15 protein-coding genes are annotated in these 17,761 nt (G+C 70.5%); 6 read left to right on the forward strand and 9 right to left on the reverse strand.

Going from position 1 to position 17,761, the window contains the following annotated elements; genetic code table 11:
* Positions 1-58: 58 nt before the first annotated feature.
* The 6 genes from ACFVAE_RS13925 to ACFVAE_RS13950 all read right to left on the reverse strand — a co-directional run bounded on the left by ACFVAE_RS13925 (position 59) and on the right by ACFVAE_RS13950 (position 7,568).
* Positions 59-1,669 (reverse strand): ABC transporter permease, encoded by a 1,611-nt coding sequence (locus ACFVAE_RS13925; RefSeq protein WP_378893192.1) that lies wholly within the window; start codon positions 1,667-1,669, stop codon positions 59-61.
* Complete coding sequence (locus ACFVAE_RS13930) at positions 1,669-2,658, reverse strand: ATP-binding cassette domain-containing protein (protein WP_378893195.1); 990 nt, start codon at positions 2,656-2,658, stop codon at positions 1,669-1,671. Before ACFVAE_RS13930 ends, ACFVAE_RS13925 begins: the two co-directional genes overlap by 1 nt.
* Positions 2,659-2,712: 54 nt before the next feature.
* Positions 2,713-4,455, reverse strand: coding sequence for a molybdopterin-dependent oxidoreductase (locus tag ACFVAE_RS13935; RefSeq protein ID WP_378893197.1), 1,743 nt, complete (start codon positions 4,453-4,455; stop codon positions 2,713-2,715).
* A 90-nt stretch (positions 4,456-4,545) separates the two neighbouring features.
* Positions 4,546-5,736, reverse strand: coding sequence for a multidrug effflux MFS transporter (locus ACFVAE_RS13940; RefSeq protein ID WP_378893199.1), 1,191 nt, complete (start codon positions 5,734-5,736; stop codon positions 4,546-4,548).
* A 3-nt stretch (positions 5,737-5,739) separates the two neighbouring features.
* On the reverse strand, positions 5,740-7,110 hold the full coding sequence (locus ACFVAE_RS13945; protein WP_378893581.1) for an MFS transporter: 1,371 nt from the start codon (positions 7,108-7,110) through the stop codon (positions 5,740-5,742).
* 17 nt (positions 7,111-7,127) lie between these two features.
* Complete coding sequence (locus ACFVAE_RS13950) at positions 7,128-7,568, reverse strand: MarR family winged helix-turn-helix transcriptional regulator (protein ID WP_378893202.1); 441 nt, start codon at positions 7,566-7,568, stop codon at positions 7,128-7,130.
* A 74-nt stretch (positions 7,569-7,642) separates the two neighbouring features.
* Here ACFVAE_RS13950 and ACFVAE_RS13955 point away from each other — a divergent pair, with 74 nt between their 5' ends.
* The 4 genes from ACFVAE_RS13955 (at position 7,643) to ACFVAE_RS13970 (ending at position 11,268) form a co-directional block, all read left to right on the forward strand.
* Complete coding sequence (locus tag ACFVAE_RS13955) at positions 7,643-8,365, forward strand: copper homeostasis protein CutC (protein WP_378893205.1); 723 nt, start codon at positions 7,643-7,645, stop codon at positions 8,363-8,365.
* A 21-nt stretch (positions 8,366-8,386) separates the two neighbouring features.
* On the forward strand, positions 8,387-9,265 hold the full coding sequence (locus tag ACFVAE_RS13960; RefSeq protein ID WP_378893207.1) for an alpha/beta fold hydrolase: 879 nt from the start codon (positions 8,387-8,389) through the stop codon (positions 9,263-9,265).
* 69 nt (positions 9,266-9,334) lie between these two features.
* Positions 9,335-10,384 (forward strand): lipoate--protein ligase family protein, encoded by a 1,050-nt coding sequence (locus ACFVAE_RS13965; protein WP_378893210.1) that lies wholly within the window; start codon positions 9,335-9,337, stop codon positions 10,382-10,384.
* The gene (locus tag ACFVAE_RS13970; protein ID WP_378893212.1) at positions 10,363-11,268 is read left to right on the forward strand and encodes a DNA-methyltransferase; all 906 of its coding nucleotides are present in this window, start codon (positions 10,363-10,365) and stop codon (positions 11,266-11,268) included. Before ACFVAE_RS13965 ends, ACFVAE_RS13970 begins: the two co-directional genes overlap by 22 nt.
* 58 nt (positions 11,269-11,326) lie before the next feature.
* Here the strand turns inward: ACFVAE_RS13970 and ACFVAE_RS13975 are convergent, their stop codons facing one another.
* Positions 11,327-11,896 carry a TetR/AcrR family transcriptional regulator gene (locus tag ACFVAE_RS13975; RefSeq protein ID WP_378893214.1) on the reverse strand — a complete coding sequence of 190 codons (570 nt, stop codon included), beginning with the start codon at positions 11,894-11,896 and terminating at the stop codon, positions 11,327-11,329.
* Between the two features lie 142 nt (positions 11,897-12,038).
* Here ACFVAE_RS13975 and ACFVAE_RS13980 point away from each other — a divergent pair, with 142 nt between their 5' ends.
* Together ACFVAE_RS13980 and ACFVAE_RS13985 are read left to right on the forward strand one after the other, a co-directional pair.
* Entirely contained in the window at positions 12,039-13,340 is a 1,302-nt protein-coding gene (locus tag ACFVAE_RS13980) for an MFS transporter (RefSeq protein ID WP_378893216.1), read from the forward strand.
* Positions 13,341-13,370: 30 nt separating this feature from the next.
* Positions 13,371-14,846, forward strand: a complete 1,476-nt coding sequence (locus ACFVAE_RS13985; RefSeq protein WP_378893221.1) for a carboxylesterase/lipase family protein — start codon at positions 13,371-13,373, stop codon at positions 14,844-14,846.
* Between the two features lie 115 nt (positions 14,847-14,961).
* On the opposite strand, the gene ACFVAE_RS13990 is transcribed toward ACFVAE_RS13985, so the two are convergent.
* Positions 14,962-16,707: a PHP domain-containing protein gene (locus ACFVAE_RS13990; RefSeq protein WP_378893227.1), complete on the reverse strand. Its 1,746-nt coding sequence runs from the start codon at positions 16,705-16,707 to the stop codon at positions 14,962-14,964.
* A 111-nt stretch (positions 16,708-16,818) separates the two neighbouring features.
* The gene (locus ACFVAE_RS13995; protein ID WP_378893230.1) at positions 16,819-17,700 is read right to left on the reverse strand and encodes a LysR substrate-binding domain-containing protein; all 882 of its coding nucleotides are present in this window, start codon (positions 17,698-17,700) and stop codon (positions 16,819-16,821) included.
* Positions 17,701-17,761: the final 61 nt, after the last annotated feature.

Genomic DNA, 17,761 nt, shown 5'->3' on the forward strand with positions numbered 1-17,761 from the left:
CGGGCGGCCGTTCCCCGGCCTCCCATACGGGCCGCCCGTGCGACCGGAGCGGGGCGGATCACCCCACCGGATGCAGTTCGCGACGGCGCATCAGCGACAGGGATGCCACGGCGCCGACGGCGACCGCGAGCACCAGCCACCACACGCCGCGCACGTCCACGTCGCCGTTCGAGACGATCGGCGCAACGGCGAACGGCGAGAACTTCGTGGTCCACTCCGGCAGCCCGAACAGCGGCCCGAACATGCCGAACACCGTGGCCAGGAGCACGACTGCCCAGGCCAGCGGGATCGTCGCGCGGGGGATCAGCACGAACAGCAGTGCCGCGACGACGGTGAACACGCAGGCGGCGAGCATCTGACCGAACCCGACGACGGTGACCACGCGGAACAGCTCAGCCTTGCCGTCGTTCGCCATCAGCCCGAGATAGGCGGCGCCCATCGCGGCGCCGCAGATGATGATCACCGCGAAGGTCGCGACCAGCACGTAGTCGGCCAGCCAGCGCACGCGTCCGACAGGCTGCGCGAGCACGCTCTCGGCGGTGCCGTGCGCCTCCTCCTGGCGGGCCCGGACCACGATCTGCACGGCCGCGCAGGCCGCGAGCACGCCCAGCATCGTGAAGAACACCGTGATCAGGGTCTCGTCGATCGAGCCGGCCTTGGCGATCTTGTCCAGGATCTCCTGCACGGCCGGATTCGATCCGGAGATCTCGCCGGCGAGGCCGCTCAGGGTCGTCGCCAGGATGCCGACCAGGGCTCCGCCGATGGCCCAGCCGATGATGCCGCCCGAGGTGAGTCGCCACACCAGCGCCTGCGGGCCGGACAGAGCCGGGCGCGCGTACCGGCGTCCGTCGCGGGCGGGCACGAAGCCCTCGCCCATGTCGCGCACGGACTGCAGCGCGATCGCGATGACCGCCAGCACCAGGCCGAACGCGAGGCCGAGCAGTGCCGGTCCCCACGCATTCGTGTCGTATGGCCGGGCCTGTTCGGCCCAGCCGAACGGCGAGAGCCACACCGGCCAGGCGCTGTCGATGCGGGTGAGATCGTCACTGGGGGTGCCCGCGACGTTGCCGATGCCGTTGATCAGGAACGTCGCGACCAGGATCCAGATGGTGAGCGAGTTCGCGCCGCGCGAGGTGCGCATCAGCTGCGCGGCCATCAGTCCGATGCCGAGGAATGCAATGCCGGAAGTCGCCGTGACCGCACCCGTCAGCCAGGAGCCCTCGGCGTCGAGGCCGGAGCCGATCAGGGATGCCGCGACGAGCAGTCCGAGCACGACGTCGGCGAGCAGGCCGAGTAGGAGCGCCGCGGCGGTGGGCCTGGTGCGCCCGGCCGGGGTGGCGGCGACCAGCTCGGAGCGACCGGCCTCCTCGTCGCCGCGGGTGTGCCGCACCGCGAGGAAGGTGCTCATCAGAGCCGCCAGCATGGTCAGCCAGGGCAGGATCTCGAACGACAGGAACGCGCCCTCGGATGCCCCGGAGGGCAGTCCGCGGAACATCATGATGACCGGGTTGGCCATCACCGCGGCCAGCACGTCGACGCGATCGGCGTGCGTGCCGTACGACTGGGTGACACCGGCGAAGCCGGCATACGCCATCATCACGGTGGCGAGGATCCAGAGCAGCAGTTGAAGCCAGTCGCGGCGCAGGCGCTGGCGGAACAGGGCGAACATCAGCGGGACACCTTCTCGCGGGCGTGACGCGAGGCACGCTTGGCGGTCGCCGAGCCTGACGAGGTGTCTTCCTCGGCGGCGCGCAGCGCGGCCAGATCGTCACCGTAGTGCCGCAGGAACAGCTCCTCGAGGGAGGGCGGCTCGATGCGCAGGCCCTCGACGGAGCGCTGCGCGAGCACAGGGAGCACGGCAGGGATCGCGTCGCTGTCGACGGTGAACCGGGCTCGGCCGTCGTCGACGGAGCCGTCGTGCGCCTCGGGGATTCCGGCGAGAGCCTTGGCATCCGTCGCCTCGAACGAGACTTCGGTGCGGGTCAGGTGCCGCAGCTCGGCGAGCGTGCCGGACTCGACTATCTTCCCGGCGCGGATGATGCTGACGCGATCGCAGAGCAGCTCGACCTCGGAGAGGATGTGGCTGGACAGCAGCACGGTCGCCCCGGCCTTGTGCAGCCGCTGCACCTCGTCGCGGAACACGACCTCCATCAGCGGGTCCAGGCCGCTGGTCGGCTCGTCGAGGATGTACAGCTCTGCGGGCACCGCGAAGGCGGCGATCAGCGCGACCTTCTGCCTGTTGCCCTTCGAGTACGCGCGCCCCTTCTTGCGCGGGTCGAACTGAAAGGCGGTCATCAGGCGCTCGCGCTCTGCGCGGTATGCGGCGGACCTCGTGTTCGCGCCGCGCAGCCGCGCGAGGAAATCGATCGCCTCGCCGCCGGACAGATTCGGCCACACGCTGACGTCGCCAGGAACGTAGGCGATGCGCCGATGCAGGCGGGATGCCGCGTGCCACGGCTCCTCGCCGAACACGGATGCCTCGCCGCCGGACTTGCGCGCGAGGCCCAGCAGGATGCGGATGGTGGTGGACTTGCCCGCGCCGTTCGGGCCGAGGAAGCCGTGCACCTGGCCCGCTTCCACCTCGAGGTCGAGTCCGTCGAGGGCGTGCACGCGACCGTAGGTCTTCGTCAGACCGCGCGTGCTGATGATGGTGTTCATGAGAGGCGACGGTACACCCGTTTCACGAATTCGTGAACTAAGTGAAAGCGATCCTCACGAAACGCTCACGGCCACGGTGTGCCAGCCCGTGGCGCCGTCCGGCGCCGGGGGAGCGGATGCCCCGGTCTGGGGATCTCCGTCGGAGCCGATCGCGCGGCAGCGGAGCTCGTGATCACCGGCATCCGCCTGCCAGGGCAGACGCCACTGCACCCACGTGTCGTCCGAGATCGCGGTGGCGAGCTCGGCGCGCTGCCACGGCCCGCCGTCGATCTGCACCTCGACGCCGGAGACGCCGGAGTGCGGCTGCCAGGCGACGCCGGCGATGACGGTGTCGCCTGCAGCGAGCGGGGTGCCGTTGCGCGGCACGTCGATCCGGGACTGCAGCTTGATCGGGCCCTTCGCCGACCATCCGCGGTCGGTCCAATACGCCGTCGCGCGATCGAAGCGGGTGACCTCGAGGTCGGTGACCCACTTCGTCGCCGACACGTAGCCGTACAGGCCCGGCACGACCATCCGCACCGGGAAGCCGTGTTCGAGCGGCAGCGGCTCGCCGTTCATGCCGATCGCGAGCAGTGCATCGCGGTCATCGGTGAGCGTCTCGAGCGGGGTGCCGGCGGTGAAGCCGTCGACAGAGGTGGAGAGCACCATGTCGGCGTCGGCGGCGGGCTGCGCGCGCTTCAGCAGCTCGCGGATCGGGTAGCCGAGCCACACCGCGTTGCCGACCAGGTCGCCGCCGACCGTGTTCGACACGCACGACAGGGTCGCCGCCGTCTCCTGCAGGGGCAGCGCGAGCAGCTCGTCCCAGGTCAGGGTCACCTCGTGCGCGACCATGCCGTGGATGCGCAGCCGCCAGTCCGAGGGATCGACCGCGGGCACGACCAGGGCGGTGTCGATCCGGTAGAAGTCCTGGTTCGGGGTGATCAGCGGAGTGAGGCCGGAGACGTCGAACTCGGCGCCCGCCGGGATCGCCGGGGCGGGGGTCTTGGGCGCGGGCAGCTTGATCGCCGTGCGGACGGCCGTGACGGCGGTCGATCCCGCCCTGGCCAGCGAACCTGCCACGGCCAGCAGGACCCCGGCTGCGGCCGTGCCGGCCGTCCACGCGAGGAAGCGGCGGCGCGAGGGGCCGGATTCGGCGGCCGAGGCGACGGGTGCAGGGTGTTCGGCACGTTCGGAGGGTGACATGCCGGGCATCCGCCCTGCAGGTGGAATTCCGTCCTGCAAGTGGGTTGGTGTCGTGCCCGGGGTGCTTTTGCCGGTTTCGGCGGCCGAGGCGACGGGTGCAGGGTGTTCGGCACGTTCGGAGGGTGACATGCCGGGCATCCGCCCTGCAGATGGCATCCCGCCCTGCATCCGTTCCGGAGCGGATGCAGGCACGATGCGCATCAGGAGCCGCAGCGCGATCGCCGCCACGACGCCGGCGATCACGGACGGGACCCAGGCCGAGAATCCGGCATCCGGTCTGGTGAGGGCGAGGATGCCGACGCCGACCCCGAGAACGGCGAACGCGATGACACCGGAGCGCGGCCGGCGGGCCTCGGCGAGGCCTGCGAGGGCGGATGCCGCGAGCAGCACGATCGCGATGCCGACCAGCAGCGCAGCCTTGTCGTTCGTGCCGAACCACGCGATCGCGGTGTCCTTCGCCCAGGCGGGCGCGGCGTCGATCAGCGCGCCGCCGACCACCGCGAAGGGGCTGGATGCCGGGGCGAACAGCGCGGCGATGAGCTCACCGGCTCCCGCGCCGAGGAGTGCCGCCGCGACTCCTGCCGCCGCCGCGGTCCAGCGCGTGGTTCGGCTCATGATCTCAGCGTACGAGCGTCGCGAACCGGCATCCCCGTTTCTGACGGATCCGTAAGCTCCGATCACAACGGATGCGAGCCCTGAACAGCGTCAGTGAGGCGGCTCGGGCCGCAGCGCCTGGGAGAGCGTCGCCATCAGCAGTGCCGCGGCGAACGCCACGAGCATCGTCGCGCCGAGCAGCGTCGCCGAGACTCCGAACGCCGACACCAGGGGTGGCGCGAGCGCCCCGACCAGCAGCGTCATCGTGCCGAGCACAGCCGATGCCGATCCTGCGCCACGTGTGATCCGTCCGAGTGCGAGCGCCGTCAGCGCCGGGTTGTTCACGCCATGCGTCGACACCGCGATGAACAGCGGCACGAGCAGCCACGGCAGCGCAGAGGAGGTCACCGCCGCGAGCACGACCGCGATCGCGGCGGCGAGGCCGACCGAGATCGCCAGCCGCACCATCCGCGCGCCCGGCACCCGCCCAGCCATCCGCCGGTTCAGCTGGGCCGCGCCGAGGATACCGAGCGAGTTGACCGCGAACACCGCGGCGAAGCCCTGCGGGCTCAGCCCGTACTGCTGCTGCAGCACGAACGGCGAAAGCTGCAGATAGACGAACAGCACGACTCCGGCCAGTGAGAGCGTCAGCGCGGTCAGCATGAACCCGCGATTGCCGAGAGCGGCGCCGATCCCGCGGAAGTCGTTGCGGATGCCGCCGCTGGTGCGTTCGTCGCGGGGCAGCGACTCCGGCACGAACAGCGCCGACACCAGCAGCAGGAGCACGCCGATCACTGCGAGCGTGACGAAGACGCCGCGCCAGTCGCTGAACGTCACGACGGCGCCGCCGATCAGCGGGGCGAGCACCGGCGCCACGCCCATCACCGCGGCGAGCGTCGAGAAGGCGACCATGGCTTCGGTGCCGGAGAACAGGTCGTGCACGACGGCGCGGGCGATCACCATTCCGCCGGCGCCGCACAGGCCCTGCACCAGCCGGATCGCGATCAGCACGCCGATCGTGGGGGCCAGGGTGCAGAGCACCGAGGTGATCACGAATCCGGCGACGGCGATGATCAGGGGCATCCGCCGGCCGTACCGGTCGCTGATCGGTCCCCACAGCAGCTGACCGATCGCGAGACCGATCATGCAGGCGCTCATCGTGAACTGCGTGAGCGACTCGGATGCGCCGAGATCGGCGCCCAGCTGCGGCAGCGACGGCAGGTACACGTCGAGCGAGATCGGGCCGAAGGCTGTCAGCGCGCCGAGCGCGAGCATGAGGGAGCGCGGATGCGGGTTCGGCATCCGTCAGGCCTCGGAGGTCTCCGGGCCGGGCTGGGGTGCGCGCGGTCGCTCGGCGTCGGGCAGCCGCAGCGGCGTGGTCGACGCTGCGGGATCGCTGTACGAGGTCGGCTCCATCGCCCGCACCACCGAGACCGGCCGGGTCTCGTCGAGCGTGAGCAGGAACCGGCTGTCCTCGTCGCGGTGCAGGCGGCCCGACCACATCATCCAGCTCACGCCGATCGCGCAGGCGAGCAGTCCGGCGACGCCGCCGACGTCGATCGCGGCACGCGGACCGAACGTGTCGGCGACCCAGCCGGCGATCGGCGCCCCGATCGGGGTGGAGCCCATCACGACCGCCATGTACAGGGCGAGCACCCGGCCGCGCAGGGCCGGATCGGTCGTGGTCTGCACGTAGCCGTTGGCGGTGGTGAGCATGGTCACGGTCGAGAAGCCGACGAACACCAGCACCACCGCGTACAGCGCGTATGCCGGCATCAGCGCCGAGACGACGGATGCCACGCCGAAGCCACCCGCGGCGAGCACGAGCACCCGCACCCTGGCGCGGTCGCGCCGCGCGGCGAGCAGGGCGCCGGCCAGCGATCCGATCGCGAGCACCGAGCTGAGCAGACCGTAGCCGTCGGCTCCGCGATGGAACTCGAGCGCCATGGTGGAGGCGAAGATCGGGAAGTTCATGCCGAACGCGCCGATCAGGAACACCATCACGAACACGACCTTCAGATCGCTGCGGCCCATCACGTAGCGGAATCCGGCGGCCAGGCCGCCTCCGCCGCGGCGGCCCTTCGCGCGCGGGATCAGCTCGTTCCTCCGCATCAGCATGAGCGCGACGAGCATGGCCAGGAAGGTGACCGCGTTCGCGACGAACACCCATCCCGAGCCGATCGCGACGATCAGCACGCCGCCGACCGCCGGTCCGATCATGCGGGCCATGTTGAAGGACGCCGAGTTCAGCGCGACCGCGTTCGAGGCATCCTCCATGCTGACCATGTCGGAGACGAAGGCCTGCCGTGCCGGGGCGTCGAAGGCGTTCGTGATGCCGAAGCACAGCGCGAACCCGAACATCATCGGCAGGGTCAGCACCCCGGTCAGCAGCGTCACGGCCACGCCGAGCGCGAGCAGCATCAGCACCGACTGCGTGACCAGGAGCACCTTGCGTCGATCGAAGCGGTCGGCGACGTAGCCGGTCAGACCGACCAGCAGCAGCGGGGGACCGAACTGCAGCGCCATCGTGATGCCCATGGCCGAGGCGTCGTTGTCGGTGAGCTCGGTGAGCACCACCCAGTCCTGGGCGGTGGACTGCATCCAGCCGCCGATGTTCGAGATCACGGCTCCGAGGAACCAGGTGCGGTAGTTGAAGTTGGCGAAGGAGCGGAACATCGGCGAGGTCGCGAGGCTCATCGCTCGGCGACCTTTCGCATCAGAGCGCTGGCTCTGCGCAGGATCTCCAGGTCGTCCTCGCTGAAATCCAGGCCGGCCAGGGCGCTGGCGAGCGCGGTGTCGCGCCGGATGATGGTGGCGGAGACGATGTCGTTGCCCGTCGGCGTGATGTCGATCTGCACCCGGCGGCGGTCGTCCTCGTCGGGGACTCGCACGACGTAGCCGGCCTCTTCGAGGCAGTTCACGGTGCGGTTCATCGACGGCGCCGACACGTGCTCGCGCTCGGCGAGCGAGCCGAGCGTGGCCCGCCCGTGCGCGCGCAGCGTGGCGAGCACGGCGAACTGCGCGTCGCTCATCGAATCGACCGCGCGCTCGCGGCGGAGGCGTCTGGCCAGGCGGAAGGTCGCCAGTCTCAGATCGACGGCGGCTGCTTGGAAGGAATCATCAGAGGCACTCATCTATTTAGTTAGTCTAACGAAATTTCGTCGTCACCGTAAGGGGCGGATGCCGGACTGTGGAGCAGAATGGGGGGATGTCGATCGCCCTCGAACTCGCCGTCCAGGACACCGCCGGAGTGCGCATCGCCCGGGAGATCGGCGCGGCGCGCGTCGAACTGACCCAGGCGCTCGCGCTGGGCGGGCTCACCCCGTCACCGGCGACCCTCGACCGGGCCGTCGAGGCAGCCGGGGGAGAGGTCGAGGTGCACGTGCTGGTGCGCCCGCGCGCCGGCGGGTTCCGCTACGAACCCGATGAGGTCGCGCTGATGGCGCACGACATCCGGCACGCCGTCTCGGCCGGCGCCGCAGGCGTCGTGATCGGATGCCAGGGCGCCGACGGCGGTCTCGACCGCGACGCCGTCGCACGACTGGTGGATGCAGCAGGCGCAGCATCCGTCACCCTGCATCGCGTGATCGACGTGACCCCCGACCCGCTGGCGAGCCTGCGCGTCGCGCGCGAGCTCGGTCTGCGCCGTGTGCTCACCTCGGGTGGACGGTCGGCCGCGGTCGACGGCGTCGACCTGCTGGGCGACCTCGTGCGGGAGGCGGCCGGCGGCATCCAGATCATGGCCGGCGGCGGCATCGACGCGTCGAACGTCGCCGAGGTCGCCAGGACCGGCGTGGACGCCGTGCACTTCTCGGCGAAGAAGACGGTGTTCGCGAACGACGACGTGAGGCTGGGTTCGTCCGACGACGGCGGCCACGAGGTCACCGACCCCCAGGCCGCACTCGCGATCGTCCGCGCACTCGGGCTCTGACGCATCCGTAGACTCGAACGCATGGCTGCTGAGGCGAGGACGACGGAGTTCATCGACGGCGACGGCATCGCGATCGTCTACGACGTGTACCAGGCGCAGGGTGCCGCGAGAGGTGTTGTGCAGCTGCTGCACGGGGTCGGCGAGCACGCCGGACGCTACGGCGGGCTGATCGAGGCGCTCACCGGCGCCGGCTTCCACGTCTACGCCGACGACCACCGCGGGCACGGACGCACCGGCATCCGGCAGTGGGACGGCCCGGCGAAGCTGGGCCGCCTCGGCAAGGGCGGGATGCGGGCCGCCATCGACGCGCTCTGGCAGCTCACCGGGATCATCAAGGCGGAGCATCCGGACCTCCCGCTCGTGCTGCTCGGGCACTCCTGGGGGTCGTTCCTCTCGCAGAAGCTGCTGAACGCGCATCCCGAGGCCTATGACGCCGTGATCCTCAGCGGCTCCGCGCACCTCACCCCGCTCGACTTGAACGCCCTGCCGTTGAACGCGAAGTGGAACGGCCCGGATGCCGACGGGCTGGAGTGGCTCTCGCGCGACCCTGAGGTGTGGCGCGACTTCCACGACGACCCGCTCACCACCGAGGTGCCGCTGCTGAAGCTGTTCGGCGTGATCGACGCGGCCCGGCTGTACGGCCGCCCGGGCAAGGACCTCGGTCACGACGTGCCGGTGCTGCTCATGGTGGGTCGCGACGACCCGGTCGGCGGTCCGCACAGCGTGCACAAGCTCGCCGACGGCTTCCGGAAGCGCTCGGGCCTGACCGACGTCACGACGCTGGTCTACCCCGACGGCCGGCATGAGATCTTCAACGACCTCGACCAGGAGCAGGCGCGCAATGACGTGCTCGCCTGGTTGGAGAAGCACTTCCCCGCCGGTGCGGCATCCGGGTCCTGAGCGCCCTTCGTCTCGTTCGTCCTCGCTCGCTCAGGACCCGCGGGCGGTGGCGCTCACTAGGCTGGAACCATGCACGGTGAGTACAAGGTCCCCGGGGGGAAGCTGGTCGTCGTCGACCTCGAGGTGCGCGACGGCGTGATCCGCGACTTCCGTCTCGCAGGCGACTTCTTCCTGGAGCCCGACACCGCCCTCGACGACATCAACGCCGCCGTCGAGGGGCTGCCCGTCGAGGCCGACGCCTCCACGATCGCTGCCGCCGTCCGCGGCGCCCTGCCGGACGGCGCTCAGCTGCTGGGCTTCTCGCCCGAGGCGGTCGGCACCGCGGTGCGCCGCGCTCTGGTCACCGCTCCCGGCTGGCGCGACTTCGACTGGGAGATCGTGCACGAGGAGGCCGTCTCGCCGCGGATGAACCTCGCGCTCGACGAGGTGCTCACCGGTCGCGTCGGCGAGGGCCGCCGCAAGCCCACGCTGCGCATCTGGGAGTGGGACGAGTCGGCCGTCGTGATCGGGTCGTTCCAGTCGTACCGCAACGAGGTCGACCCGGAGGGGGCTGCCAGGCACGGGTTCGACGTCGTGCGCCGCATCTCCGGCGGCGGTGCGATGCTGATGGGCTCGGGCCAGATCATCACCTACTCGCTGTATGTGCCGGCATCGCTCGTGCAGGGCATGACCTTCGCCGACTCCTACGCGTTCCTCGACGACTGGGTGCTGCAGGCCCTCCGATCGCTCGGCATCGACGCGACCTACCAGCCGCTGAACGACATCGCCTCGCCGACCGGCAAGATCGGCGGTGCGGCGCAGAAGCGCCTCGCCAACGGCGGGGTGCTGCATCACGCCACGCTGTCGTACGACATCGACGGTCAGATGATGACCGAGGTGCTGCGCATCGGCAGGGAGAAGCTCAGCGACAAGGGCACCACTTCGGCCGCCAAGCGCGTCGACCCGCTGCGCAGCCAGACCGGCCTGCCCCGCGCCGAGATCATCGAGCGCTTCAAGGCGACGTTCCGCTCGCTCACCGGCGCCGAGGACGGCAGCATCACCCCCGACGAGTACGCCGACGCCGAGGCGCTGGTGGAGTCGAAGTTCGCCACCGACGCGTGGCTGCATCGGGTGCCGTGACCGACGAGGTCGGCCCCGTCGAGATCATCGAGGGCGACAACCTCGAGGTCGCCGAGTCCCTGGCACCCGGCTCGTTCACGCTGATCTACCTCGACCCGCCGTTCAACACCGGCCGCGCGCAGACGCGCGAACGCGTCGTCGCGACGCGGGCGGAGGACGAGGAGGAGCCGGACGCCGCATCCGCTCCGCGCGCCGACGTCAGCCGGGGCTTCCACGGCCATCGCTACGAGAAGGTGCGCAGCATGCTGCACGCCTACGACGACAGCTTCGACGACTACGGCGACTTCCTCATGCCGCGGCTGCAGCAGGCCTGGCGCCTGCTCGCGGATGACGGCACGCTCTACCTGCACCTCGACTACCGCGAGGCGCACTACGCGAAGGTCATGCTGGACGCGGTGTTCGGGCGCGACGCGTTCCTGAACGAGCTGATCTGGGCCTACGACTACGGCGCGAAGTCGCGCCGGCGCTGGCCCACCAAGCACGACACGATCCTCGTCTACGCGAAGACTCCCGGCGGGCACTTCTTCGATTCGGATGCCGTGGATCGCGAGCCCTACATGGCTCCTGGCCTTGTCACGCCGGAGAAGGCGGCGAGGGGCAAGCTGCCCACCGATGTCTGGTGGCACACGATCGTGCCGACCACGGGCCGGGAGAAGACCGGCTACCCGACGCAGAAGCCGGAGGGCGTGCTGCGCCGCATCGTGCAGGCCTCCTCGCGGCCGGGGGACCGCGTGCTCGACCTGTTCGCAGGGTCGGGGACGACCGGCGCGGTGGCATCCGCGCTCGGCCGCTCCGCGGTGCTGGTGGACTCGAACCCCGAGGCGATCCGCGTCATGCGCGAGCGGATGCCGCACGCGGAGATCCGGACCCGTTCCGATCCCTGAGCGGGCGCCCTTCGTCTCGCTCGTCCCTCGTTCGCTCGGGAGTCGGGGCTGTGCCGCGTCAGGGGCGCAGCAGCCCCAGGAACTGCTCGATGTCGGCGACCATGTCGACCGTCGGGTCGAGCATCCACGCGGTCTGCAGGCCGTCGGCCAGCGCGTGCACCGAACGCATGATCCAGTCCGGGTCGAGGTCGGCACGGATGTCGCCGCGCTCCTGAGCGGCGATGAGGTGCCCGCGGAACGCGTCGTGCACCTCGGCGGTGCGCTTGCGGAAGTACGCGTGCGCCGGATGCTCCGGGTCGCCGGCCTCTGCCTGAAGCTGCGAGTACAGCTGCACCAGGCCGGGCACCGATGCGTTGTGCCGCATGACCTCGAGGAACGCCACGATGTCGTCGGGTTCGCTGTCGGCATCCGCGAAGTCCTGCTTGTCGCGCGCCTCGAGGATCGCGACGAACAGCTCCTCCTTGCTGCCGAAGTAGTGCAGCAGTCCGGCGGGGCTCAGCCCCGCGGCATCCGCGATCTCTCGCACGGACGCCGCACGGTAGCCGTGCGACGCGATGACGGCGAGTGCGGCCTGCAGGATCTCCTCGCGTTTGGCGATGCCCTTCGCGTACACACCTCGTCCTGCCATGCATCCAGCGTAGCGCCCGGACACTAAAGCCGAACGATGTTCGGAATTATCTTGCGCGCGGGTGGCCGATCTGACACGATATCCACTGAATCACGAACGATGTTCGGGATTCGGTACCCGATCCGCTCGACGAGGAGCAGCCATGACCCTTCCCGATCCTGCTGCCGAGATGGCCGCCACCGGCACGATCTCCGCCACCCCGCCCGGGGCCGGCGAACCCGCCGCCAGCCCGCCCGCGCAGCGGCGACTGCTGCCGAGCATGCTGGTGGCCTCGCTGACGCTGTTCGCCACCTACGGCGGTCTCATCGCGATCCTGCTGCCCTCCCAGATCGCACTGCTCGACCCGGACGACAAGGTCGCCAACCTGGCGATCGTGACGACGACGTCGTTCATCTTCACGCTGTTCGCGCAGCCGCTCGCCGGCGCCTTCAGCGATCGAACCCGTTCGCGTTTCGGCCGGCGTGCACCCTGGATGGTGATGGGCGCGCTCGTCGGCGGCATCCTGCTCTTCGGCATGGGATCGCTCCAGGACGTCTTCTGGATCACCGTGTTCTGGGTCGTCATCCAGGTCGCGCTGAACTTCCTGCAGGCGCCGCTGACCACGATCACCGCCGACCGCTTCCCGCGGTCCAAGCGGGGTGGCGCGAGCGCCATGATCGGACTGGGCACGCAGCTCGGCATGACCGTCGGCGTGATGATCGCCGCGGCTCTCGGCGCACAGATCGGCATCGGCTACTCGGTGTTCGGCGTGGCGATCATCGTGGTGACGCTGCTGTTCGTGCTGCTGAACCATGACTGGTCGTCGAAGCACGCCGCGGTCGCGCCGTTCAGCTGGAGCGCGTTCTTCACGGGGTTCTGGATCAACCCGCGCAGGCACCCCGACTTCGCCTGGGCGTTCGGGGCTCGGTTCCTGCTGATCCTCGGCTACTTCGTGGTGGCCGCCTATCAGCTCTATCTGCTCACCGACTACATCGGCATGTCGCTGGCGGAGGCGCAGGGCGCGACCCTGACCCTGACGCTGATTCCGCTGATCCCCACCATGGCCGCGATCCTGCTCTCGGGCTGGTGGAGCGACCGGATCGGCAGGCGCAAAGTCTTCATCTACGTCGCCTCGGCGTTCATGGTCGTCGGGCTCCTCATGCCGATCCTGATGCCGAACATGACCGGGATGATCATCATGAGCGTCATCAACGGCATCGGATTCGGCCTGTACATGTCGGTCGACGCGGCGCTGATGACCGAGGTGCTCCCCAGCGAGGGCACGGATGCGGGCAAGGATCTCGGCATCCTCAATGTCGCCACCAACATCCCGCAGGCGATGAGCCCCGGAATCGCGGCGCTGATCATCACGTCGCTCGGCGGCTACTCGATGCTCTTCGTGTTCGCGATCGTGTTCGTGATCCTCGCCGCCGTCGCGACAGCGCCGATCAAGAGCGTGCGCTGACAACCTGAAACTGCTCGAGAGGAGCACCCCATGGCATCGACCGACGTCGAGACCGAGTACGTAGAGGTGCAGACGGCCGCAGGCCGGGTGCGCGGAGCGTGGCGACCGACCACGGGAGGGAAGGGCAACCCGCGATCCGCGGCGTTCCTCGGCATCCCGTTCGCCGAGGCGCCGGTCGGCGAGCTGCGCTTCTCGGCGCCGGTGCCGAAGGCGCCCTGGCGGGGTGTGCGGGACGCTCTGGCGTTCGCGCCCACTGCGCAGCGCGGCGATCCCGGTGTGACGCTGATCCCTGAGCCTTCGATCCCCGGCGAGTCGACACTGAACGTGAACGTGTTCACCCCGGCGCTGAACGGCTCGCGCCCGGTGCTGGTCTGGATCCACGGCGGCGGGTACTTCGCGGGGTCGCCGGCGAGCCCTTGGTACGACGGGCGCAGCTTCAACCGCGACGACGTCGTCACCGTGACGCTGTCGTACCGGCTCGGCTTCGACGGCTTCGGCTGGATCGAGGACGCCCCGTCGAACCGCGGCGTGCGCGACTGGATCCTGGCTCTGGAATGGGTGCAGCAGAACGTCGCGGCGTTCGGCGGCGACCCGTCGCGGGTGACGATCGCCGGTCAGTCCGCCGGCGGCGGCGCGGTCATGACCCTGCTGGGTATGGAGGCCGCGCAGCACCTGTTCCACGGCGTCTATGCGATCTCCGGAGCGCTCGCCGACGTGTCGGCGGAGCGCGCGGAGGCGTTCGGGCGCCGCCTCGCGGCATCCGGGGGCGTGCAGCCGACGCGAGCCGGGTTCTCGTCGCTGAGCGAGGAGAAGGTGCTGGAGCTGCAGAAAGCGGCCACCGCCTTCGACGGCGGCGATATGTCCAAGATCATCGACGAAGGGCTGCCGCTGGGCCCGTCCGTCGACGGCGACCTCATCACGCAGCCGACGGCTGAGTCGCTGCGGGCCGGCGTCGGCGCCGACAAGCCGCTCGTGCTCGGCGCGACCGACGACGAGTTCACGATGGGGATGGCGGATGCCGCGAAGGTGCTGCGCTGGATCCCCAGGGGGATGCTGCTGGGCAGACTGGGCGTGCCCCGCGAACGGCGAGCGGCGTATCTCGCCGCGAACCGGGACGTCGTCGTGCTCGGCAAGGCGCGGCTGGCCGGACGCGTGCTGACCGACCGGATGTTCCGCACCGCGATCCTCGGCATCGCCGCCGCGCGTGGCACTGCGCCGACCTGGGTGTACCGGTTCTCGTGGCCCTCGGGGCACTTCGGCTTCGCCGAGCACTGCCTGGACGTGCCGTTCTTCTTCGACTGCCTCGACGGCCCCGCGATGGAGCCGCTCGCCGGCCCGAACCCGCCGCAGGCGCTCGCCGACGAGGTGCACGCCGCCGCCGTGTCGTTCATCACGACGGGCGAGCCCGGCTGGCCGAAGTGGGATGCCACGGGCACCGCCCGCGTCTGGGACACCCCGTCGTCCGACCGGGCCGGTGCCTACGCCTCGGTGCGTCCGCTGCTCTGAACGGAGCGTCGCGCCGCGCGGCATCCGCTCGGGTCGCCGGTCTTGCCACCGGCTGCGCGGGTCCGCGACGAGGTGCGCCCCGGGGCCCCGCCCATGAGGCGGGACCCCGGGGTCGTCAGCGCACGTCGACGAAGATCGGGTTCGCGTAGAACCAGGTGTCCTTCCACGGATCGGCGTCGGCGTCGCCGTGGCGCAGTGGGCCCGACGGGTCGACCGCCGCGCCGTGGTAGCCGGCGCCGTTGCGGTTGCCGTCGCTGCCGCGGAAGCGCACGTAGAACGGGCGGTCGACCTTCTCGAACACGTGCGTCAGCGTGAACGTGCCGCGGGTGCCGGTCGTGTCGAACTGCCGCACCACGCGCGTTCCGGGGGCTCGCACCGCGTCGCGATCCGCCGTCGGGCCGGTGACCGGACCTGCGATCAGGTCGACGTGAGCGAGTTCGGGGCGGATGCCGGCGGCGTTGACGTAGTCGGTCGTCGTCACGGTGATCGTCACCACGACGTCCTGCCCGCGGCGAGCGATCAGGCGACCGCCGAGAGTGACGGAGTCGCCGGCGGAGTTGCCCCAGCCTCCGCCCGCCCCGTTGCCGCGGCCGTTGCCCTTGCCGGGCATGGTGGCCCGTGCCCGCACGTCGAAGCCGCTGAGCAGGTGTCCGTGGTCTACCCACATGCGCCCGCGGCGCATCGCCTCGAGCACGCCCGCATAGGAGCGCGAGGCGACGCCGGTGTGCAGCCGGGAGAACTGGCCGGGCCAGAAGTCGCTCCCGCCCTGCGGGAGTCCGATGTCCACCGGATCGGGGCGCTGTCCGCGCACGGCCCAGCGATCGAACTCGTTCGGCAGGCTGTCGTAGGGCTCACCGGTCGGGTAGGCACCGGTCTTCCAGGTGTCCCTGACGGTGAGGTGGTTGTCCGAGTTCGAGGTGATCCAGAACGGCTTGCCCTCGGCGAGCATGGAGTCCCAGACCCCGCCCACCGTGGCCGTCACCCAGTCGAAGCCGCCGTAGACGCGGTAGGCGTCGGCCGGATACCCGGCCCAGCTGTCCGGGCGCGGGGCGTTGACGTACTCGCCGCGCTGATCGCCGGGACCGCCGTAGGTGCCGATCGGCGAGCCCTGGGCGCCTGGTGCACCCTCCATGCCGATCATGATCTGCGGGTCCGCGTCGCGCCAGGCGCGCAGCTCATGCGGCGAATCGATGCCCAGGCGCATCGGGTGGTTGGCCAGGACGACGGCGTCGCCGATCGCGCCGGCGCGCTTCTGCGCACCGAGCCAGGCGATCGCCTCTGCGGCGCGCCGCTCGTACTCCGCCTCCTGCGCGGCGTCGGCGGGACGCTCCCAGCCGTTGAGCTTGCCGTCGAAGGCCAGCTCGAACGCGCGCAGGGTCCGGATGTCGCCGGGGCCGGGCGCGACGAGGACCGTGGCGTGCTCGGCCGCGGGGATGTACCACTCCAGCCCTTGGAAGATCAGCAGGTCCCGCGAGTCGCGCTCGCGCTGGAGCTGCTCCCGCTCGGCGGGGAGCCCGCGCTCGGCGTGCGCGAAGTTGCTGTGCTCGGTGATCGCGACCCAGTCCACGCCGTAGTGCTGGGCCGCGTCGAGCTGCTGAGCGATCCGGTACTTCGCATCGTGGCTGAACTGCGTGTGCACGTGGTGGTCGCCGACCAGCCAGGACAGCTCCGGGTCCTTCGAAGGACGGCCGGCGAAGGTGCTCGCGGTCGCCGAGCCCGCCTGCCCGGCGTACACGGACAGTCCGCCGGCGGCGAGGGCGATGCCGGCGGCGCGGAGCATGTCGCGGCGTGAGAAGCCGAGCCGGCGCAGCTCGGCGTCGGCGTCGATCGGATGGGCGCAGGGGGCGTCGTGGTCGCACATGGGGGTTCCTTCGGAGTTCGGGGATCCTCCGGACTGTAGGCACGACGGATGGACGGCAGGGAAACATCGGATGTCCTGACCGTGCCTCTGACGCGCGCGTGCGGGTGGCGGTCAGCGTGCCGCGAACGCCTCCGCGAGCGCGTCGCGGACGACGCGGATGCGGTCGTCGTCGCGCGCGGCGGTCCGGACGGCGGTGAACACCTCGCGCACGGGATGCCCCGGCAGATCGGCCAGCGTGGTCGTCGGCTGCGATGATCCCCAGATCAGGTCGGGGATCATCGCGACGGCGTGACCCGCCTCGACCAGCCGTACGTGCGCGGTGAGATCGTCCGCCTCGAAGCGAACGTCGGGCTCGAAGCCCGCCGCCCGGCACTGCTGCACCGCCCACTGACGCACCGCCGTGCCGGCGGGCTCCATCACCCAGGCGCGATCGCGCAGGGCGCGCAGCGGTGCGGGCTTCTCGGACGGCGGCATCGCGATGCGGATGGGGTCCTCGCCGAGCAGATCGTGATCGACGCCGTCGTGTCGCTCGCGGGTGTGACCCGGATACTGCTCGGCGATCACCAGATCGAAGCGGCGGGCGGTGAGCTCGAACAGGCTCTCCTCCGGCGGGAGCTCTGCGAGCTCGACGCGCAGCTGCGGCATCCGCTCGGCGAGGATCGTGAGCGCCGCGGGGACGATCGCCTCCGCGGCGGTCGGCATGGCGGCGATCCGTACGGGCTCGAAGGCCTGCAGGTCGGTGTTCAGTGCGGCGCGCGCCGCCTCGTCGAGCTCCAGGGCTCGGGCGGCGTGCTCGGCGAGCATCCGTCCCGCCGGTGTCAGGCGCACCCGGCGGCCGTCCGGTTCGAGCAGGGCCACGCCGGCTTCGCGCTCGAGCAGCGACAGCTGCTGCGATACGGTCGACGGCGAGTAGGCGAGGGATGCCGCGACCTCGGCGATCGTCCCTCGGAGCGCCAGTTCGTGCAGCATCCGCAGCCTGCGCAGCTCGAACATGGGGTCCTTTCGAAAGCATCGGGTATATCGAACATTATCCATCGAAAACGGTCGCTTTTCA

It is taken from the genome of Microbacterium sp. NPDC057659, from assembly GCF_042799915.1.
Classification (GTDB): domain Bacteria; phylum Actinomycetota; class Actinomycetes; order Actinomycetales; family Microbacteriaceae; genus Microbacterium.

What these genes read in the sequence shown, in the direction of transcription:
- ACFVAE_RS13950 (WP_378893202.1), bottom strand. Translation starts at nt 7,568, where the DNA reads ATGAGTGCCTCTGATGATTCCTTCCAAGCAGCCGCCGTCGATCTGAGA.
- ACFVAE_RS13975 (WP_378893214.1), bottom strand. Translation starts at nt 11,896, where the DNA reads ATGGCAGGACGAGGTGTGTACGCGAAGGGCATCGCCAAACGCGAGGAG.
- ACFVAE_RS13985 (WP_378893221.1), top strand. Translation starts at nt 13,371, where the DNA reads ATGGCATCGACCGACGTCGAGACCGAGTACGTAGAGGTGCAGACGGCC.
- ACFVAE_RS13995 (WP_378893230.1), bottom strand. Translation starts at nt 17,700, where the DNA reads ATGTTCGAGCTGCGCAGGCTGCGGATGCTGCACGAACTGGCGCTCCGA.
- ACFVAE_RS13930 (WP_378893195.1), bottom strand. Translation starts at nt 2,658, where the DNA reads ATGAACACCATCATCAGCACGCGCGGTCTGACGAAGACCTACGGTCGC.
- ACFVAE_RS13990 (WP_378893227.1), bottom strand. Translation starts at nt 16,707, where the DNA reads ATGTGCGACCACGACGCCCCCTGCGCCCATCCGATCGACGCCGACGCC.
- ACFVAE_RS13980 (WP_378893216.1), top strand. Translation starts at nt 12,039, where the DNA reads ATGACCCTTCCCGATCCTGCTGCCGAGATGGCCGCCACCGGCACGATC.
- ACFVAE_RS13935 (WP_378893197.1), bottom strand. Translation starts at nt 4,455, where the DNA reads ATGAGCCGAACCACGCGCTGGACCGCGGCGGCGGCAGGAGTCGCGGCG.
- ACFVAE_RS13945 (WP_378893581.1), bottom strand. Translation starts at nt 7,110, where the DNA reads ATGTTCCGCTCCTTCGCCAACTTCAACTACCGCACCTGGTTCCTCGGA.
- ACFVAE_RS13960 (WP_378893207.1), top strand. Translation starts at nt 8,387, where the DNA reads ATGGCTGCTGAGGCGAGGACGACGGAGTTCATCGACGGCGACGGCATC.
- ACFVAE_RS13925 (WP_378893192.1), bottom strand. Translation starts at nt 1,669, where the DNA reads ATGTTCGCCCTGTTCCGCCAGCGCCTGCGCCGCGACTGGCTTCAACTG.
- ACFVAE_RS13955 (WP_378893205.1), top strand. Translation starts at nt 7,643, where the DNA reads ATGTCGATCGCCCTCGAACTCGCCGTCCAGGACACCGCCGGAGTGCGC.
- ACFVAE_RS13965 (WP_378893210.1), top strand. Translation starts at nt 9,335, where the DNA reads ATGCACGGTGAGTACAAGGTCCCCGGGGGGAAGCTGGTCGTCGTCGAC.
- ACFVAE_RS13940 (WP_378893199.1), bottom strand. Translation starts at nt 5,736, where the DNA reads ATGCCGAACCCGCATCCGCGCTCCCTCATGCTCGCGCTCGGCGCGCTG.